This window comes from Corallococcus sp. CA047B, from assembly GCF_003612065.1.
GTDB classification, from domain to species: Bacteria; Myxococcota; Myxococcia; order Myxococcales; family Myxococcaceae; genus Corallococcus; species Corallococcus praedator.
Genome location: NZ_RAWD01000477.1, coordinates 1 through 5,281 on the forward strand (window position 1 = coordinate 1; position 5,281 = coordinate 5,281).

4 protein-coding genes are annotated in these 5,281 nt (G+C 70.5%); all 4 read right to left on the reverse strand.

What is annotated here, in order from left to right:
- The coding region (locus tag D7X74_RS39275; protein ID WP_147446851.1) for a sigma-54 dependent transcriptional regulator at positions 1-1,377 on the reverse strand (1,377 nt) is incomplete at its 3' end.
- Positions 1,378-1,423: 46 nt separating this feature from the next.
- On the reverse strand, positions 1,424-2,434 hold the full coding sequence (locus D7X74_RS39280) for a ParB N-terminal domain-containing protein (RefSeq protein WP_120538069.1): 1,011 nt from the start codon (positions 2,432-2,434) through the stop codon (positions 1,424-1,426).
- A 63-nt stretch (positions 2,435-2,497) separates the two neighbouring features.
- Positions 2,498-3,844: a TldD/PmbA family protein gene (locus tag D7X74_RS39285; protein WP_120538070.1), complete on the reverse strand. Its 1,347-nt coding sequence runs from the start codon at positions 3,842-3,844 to the stop codon at positions 2,498-2,500.
- A gap of 28 nt (positions 3,845-3,872) precedes the next feature.
- Positions 3,873-5,281: TldD/PmbA family protein (locus D7X74_RS39290; protein WP_120538071.1), on the reverse strand; the 1,409-nt coding region annotated here is incomplete at its 5' end.

Below are 5,281 nucleotides of genomic sequence, written 5' to 3' on the forward strand. Positions count from 1 at the left end.
GACGGGGGGCGCGTCCGGGCCCAGCTGCTCGCGCTCCAGCTTGCGGTAGATGGTGCGCGCGGCGATGCCCAGCAGCCGGGCGGCGAGCGTCTTGTCGCCCTTGGTGTGGCGCAGGGTCTCGTGGATGACCCGGCGTTCAATCTCCTCCATGGGGGTGCCAATGGGGATGACCAACTGTCCGGCCGAGCCCAGGGGCCCCTTGCGCACGGACTCCGGCAGGTCGCTGGCCTCCAGCACGTCCGTCTTGGCGAGCACCACGGCGCGCTCCACGGCGTGCTCCAATTCGCGCACGTTGCCGGGCCACGCGTAGTTCTCCAGCACGCCCAGCGCGTCCGGGGAGAAGCCGCGCAGCACCTTGCCGTTCTTCGCGGAGAAGCGGCGCAGGAACGCGTCCGCCAGGAGCGGGATGTCCTCGCGGCGCGACGCGAGCGCGGGCACGCGGATCTCCACGACGTGCAGGCGGTAGTAGAGGTCCTCGCGGAATCTCCCCTCGGCCACCTCCTTCTGGAGGTCCTTGTTGGTGGCTGCCACGAGCCGCACGTCCACCTTCACCGTCTGCGTGCCGCCCAGCCGCTCCAGCTCTCCCTCCTGGAGCACGCGCAGCAGCTTCACCTGCGCGGCCAGGGGCATCTCACCCACTTCGTCCAGGAAGAGGGTGCCGCCGTGGGCGCGCTCGAAGCGGCCCTCGCGCCGGGCCACCGCGCCGGTGTACGCGCCCCGCTCCACGCCGAAGAGCTCCGCCTCCAGGATGCTCTCTGGGATGGCGCCGCAGTTGACGGCGATGAAGGCCTGCCGCGCCCGGGCGGAGTGTTCGTGCAGGGCGCGGGCGGCCAGCTCCTTGCCGGTGCCGGATTCGCCCAGCAGCAGCACCGTGGCGGTGGAGGGCGCGGCCTGGCGGATGGTGTCCAGCATGGCGCGGAAGGCGGGGGACTGGCCCACCATGGCGCGACCGCCGGACGGGTTGATCTCCGCGAGCCTGGCCTTGAGGGAGGTGTTCTCCTGGACGAGGGCGTGCTTCTCCAGCGCCTTCTGTACGGCCTTCACCAGGGCGTGGCGCTTGAGGGGCTTGGTGATGAAGTCGTAGGCGCCGTCCTTCATGGCGGCCACGGCCGTCTCCACCGTGCCGTAGGCGGTCATCAGCACCACCTCCACGTCCGGGCGGATGGTGCGGCTGGCCTTGAGCAACTCCTGGCCGTCCATGCCGGGCATCATCAGGTCGGTGACCATGACGCTGACCTCCGGGCGGCGAAGCATCTCCAGCGCCTCCGTGCCCTGCGCGGCGGCGAGCGTGGCGAAGCCCTCCCGCTGGAAGATGCGGGCGACCGAATCGAGATTGGCGCGGTCGTCGTCGACGACCAGGACGGTGGGAGCAGTCATGGGGTGCAAGGCCTCTTGTACGCCTACCTTGCAATCCCCATTCCCCTCACGCCTGCTCTTCGTCCGGTTCCAGGGGGCCCCCTCCCATGCGTCCGATGTCCTCGCGGCGGACCTTGTCCACGTTGAAGCGCTTCGCGCTGGCCAGCATGCGGTCCACGGTGGCGTCGAAGGTGGGAGGGGCGCCGTCCTTGCGGAAGCGCAGGAAGTTGAGGCGGGCGACGACGAAGTTCTTGAGGTAGGGGCTCTGGAGGCCGCGCTCCTTCAGCGCGGCGACGATGGCCACCACCGCGTCGTCCAGCTCCAGGAGGCGGTCCGCGCGGGCGTCGCGCAGGGCCAGGGCCTCCGGCAGGGGCAGCTCCTGGAAGCCCTCCACCCGCTTGACGAACGGGTGGTAGGCGCCGGCGGAGTAGCGGGGGCGCTTCTCGTAGGTGGCGCCCAGGGTGAGGAAGGACGGCTCCTCGAAGAGGTGCCCGTAGGCGGACTCCTTGCCCGGGCGGCCCGCGCCTACGAGTCCCCGCGCCATGCGGATGACCTCCAGCGAGCGCTCCTTCAGGTTGTGGGCCTTCTCCGTGTTGAGGGCGAGGATTTGATAGGCCACGTCCTCTTCCGGCAAGAGCAGCGCGACGATGGACTTCGCGCCCAGCATGCGGCTCGCGTGCAGGCGGTGGTTGCCGTTGGGCGTCCAGTAGTGGCCCTGCACGCGCACGGCGATGACGGGGTCCAGGAAGCGGTCCAACCGCTCCATCGCGGTGGCGAGCCGCTTCACGTGGGGCTCGGACAGGTCGCGCTGGTAGGGCGTGGGCTCCACCTTGTCGATGGGCAGCACGGCGAAGACGACGGGGTGTCCGCCCAGCGGGTCGCGGTACACGGCCAGGACTTCTCCGCCGTCCTGGCGCACCGCCTGGAGCAGCTCGTCCGGGAAGGCGACGGACTCGCTGGCGACGTCCGCGGCGGAGAGGCCCCGCGACCTCGGCTCGGCCTTCTTGCGCCGGGGCTTGCGCGGGGTGGCCGACTTCGACTTCGCGGGAGCGGACTTGCGGGGGGACTTCGCGGCCATGCGGACGGACCCTCCTTGCTGGAGCGTGGAGGGCCGTCAGCGTAGGCCACGAAGCTTCGCGGGCTACGCTCCGGAGACGGTGAGCTGTCGGAAGCGGACAGTGGGCGCTCCGGCCGAGCCGCCCCGGAACTGCAGATCGCTTCCCACCGCGTCCACGTCCTTGAGCATCTGGAGGAGGTTGCCCGCCACGGTGACTTCCTGCACCGGGTGCGTCAGCTCACCGTTCTCAATCCAAAGGCCGTTGGCCCCGCAGGACATGTCGCCGGACACCGGATCCGCACCGTGGCCGAGCAGGGCGGTGACGTACAGGCCCCGGGGCACCTTGCGGATGATCTCCTCCGGCGACTGTGTGCCCGGCTCCAGGTAGAGGTTGGTGGTGCCGATGCCCGGCAGCGCGCTGTAGCCGCGCGACGCGTTGCCGGTGGTGCGCGCCTTGGCCTTGCGCGCGGTGAAGGCGTCGTAGAGGAAGCCGGACAGCACGCCCTTGTCCAGGATGGGCGTGCGCCGCGTGGGGACGCCTTCGCCGTCGAAGGGCGCGGTGGCGAGCCCCCGGGGCAGCAGGCCGTCATCCACCAGGGTGATGTGGTTGCCCGCGAGCTTCTTGCCCACGTGCTCGGCCAGGACGCTGGAGCGCTGGTACACGGCGTTGCCGTCCGCGGCCTGGGCGATGTTCTGCACGAAGTTCGCGGCCACCAGCGGATCAAACACCACCGGCACCTGGCACGTCTTGACGGACTTCGCGCCCAGCATGCGCACGGCGCGCTTCGCGGCCTGCCGGCCGATGGACTCCGGCGACTCCAGGTCGTCGAAGAAGCGCTTGTAGTCCAGCCAGAAGCCCGTCTGGAGCTGCCCGTCCTGGGCCGCCACCGGCACGGCGACCAGGTACACGTACGTGCCGGAGTAGCCGCCCGTCGCGCCCTCGCTGGAGGCCAGGTACACCTCCGACACGAAGTCGCCCGCGGACACGGAGTCGAACGTGGCCACGCGCGCATCCTCGGCCCGGCCCGCGCGCTCCGCCTCCAACGCGGCGTTGATCTTCCAGTCGCCGGGGAGGTTCGCGACCTTCGGGTCGAAGAGCAGGCCGGTGTCGCCCCGCTTGCCCAGGTCCTTCGCGGTGGGCAGGCCGTTCAACTTGCTGGGCGCGGCGGCCTCCGCCAACTGCACGGCCAGGTCCACCACGCGCTCCAGGCCGGCGGGGGTGAAGTCGGAGGTGTACGCGAAGCCCAGACGATCCTTGACGAAGACGCGCACGCCCACGCCCTTGCTGGTGGCTTCGGTGAGGTCCTCAATCTGGCCTTCGCGGACGCGCACGCTGCTCTGGCGGCCCACCTCCAGATACGCCTCCGCCTGCTTGGCGCCGCGCTTCACCGCGCGCTGGACGATCTTCTTCGCGAGCTGTTCGTAGTTCACGTTGTCGTTCCCTCGAAAAGAGCCGGCTTCAGCCGACCTTCGTGCCGCCCACGGTGACGTTGTCGATGCGCACGGTGGGCAGGCCCACCCCCACGGGCAGCATCTGCCCGTCCTTCACGCAGATGCCCATGCCGGGGTCCGGCATCGGATCGGTTCCCACGCGGCTGATGTTCTTCAGCGCCTCCGGTCCCACGCCGATGAGGATGGCGTTCTTCACCGGGCGGCCCAGCTTCCCGTCTTCAATCTGGTAGGCCTCGCTGACCTCGAAGACGAAGTTGCCGTTGCTGATGTCCACCTGACCGCCCCCGAAGGTGGCGCAGTACAGGCCGCGCTTCACCTCCTTGAGGATGTCCTCCGGCGCGTGGTCCCCGGGCGCCAGGAAGGTGTTCGTCATGCGCGGCAGGGGCAGGCTCTTGAACGAGTCGCGCCGGCCGCTGCCCGTGGAGCGCTGGTTCATCAGCTTCGCGTTGAGCTGATCATAGAGGTAGCCCTTGAGGACGCCGTTCTCGATGAGGACCTTGCGCTCGCCGGGCACGCCCTCGTCGTCGATGTTGATGGAGCCCCGCGCGTTGGACACCGTGCCGTCGTCGATGACCGTCACCAGGTCGGAGGCCACCTTCTCCCCCAGTTTGCCGGCGAACAGCGAGGTGCCCTTTCGGATGAAGTCCGCCTCCAGGCCGTGGCCCACCGCCTCGTGCAGGAGGATGCCGCTCCAGCCCGGCGCCAGCACCACCGTCTGCGGGCCCGCCACGCAGTCCACCGCGCCCAGCGTGGCGATGGCCTGACGCGCGGCCTCCTCCGCCACGCTCTCCGGCGTCACGCCGTCCCAGTAGCTGAAGGACACCCGGCCGCCGCTGCCGTACATGCCGGTGCGCCGCTCGCCGCCCTTGCCCAGCGCCACCACGTGCACGCTCAGGCGGGACTGATCCTGCGTGTCCACGCTGTAGCGCCCGGCGGTGTTGGCCACCGCGATGCGCCGCGTCTGATCCACATAGGAGGCGTTCACCTGCTGGATGCGCGAGTCGAAGGCGCGGGCGGCCTTGTCCGCGCGGGTGAGCAGCGCCGTCTTCCGGGCCACCGCCACGTCCTCCAGGGCCTGCGCCACCCGGTAGTGGCTGGGCACCGCGACGCGCTTGATGGGGAAGGAGCGCTCGGAGCCGCCGCCCTGGGAGATCATCGCGGCGGTGCGCGCGGCCCGGAACAGGGCGGCCTCATCCCAGTCGTCGGAGTACGCGTACCCCACCTTGGCGCCGGTGATGACCCGCACACCCACGCCCTGCACCAGGCCCACCTGGGCGCTCTTGATGCGCGACTCCTCCAGGACGACCGCGGTGGTGGACGTGCGCTCCACGTACACCTCCGCGAAGTCGGCGCCCCGGCCCATCGCTTCCGCGAGCAGGCGCTCCAGGAGGCCCGGGGGGAGGAGCGGGGAAGGGG

Coding starts and splice junctions, on each gene's coding strand:
- D7X74_RS39280 (WP_120538069.1), bottom strand. CDS start 2,434: ATGGCCGCGAAGTCCCCCCGCAAGTCCGCTCCCGCGAAGTCGAAGTCG.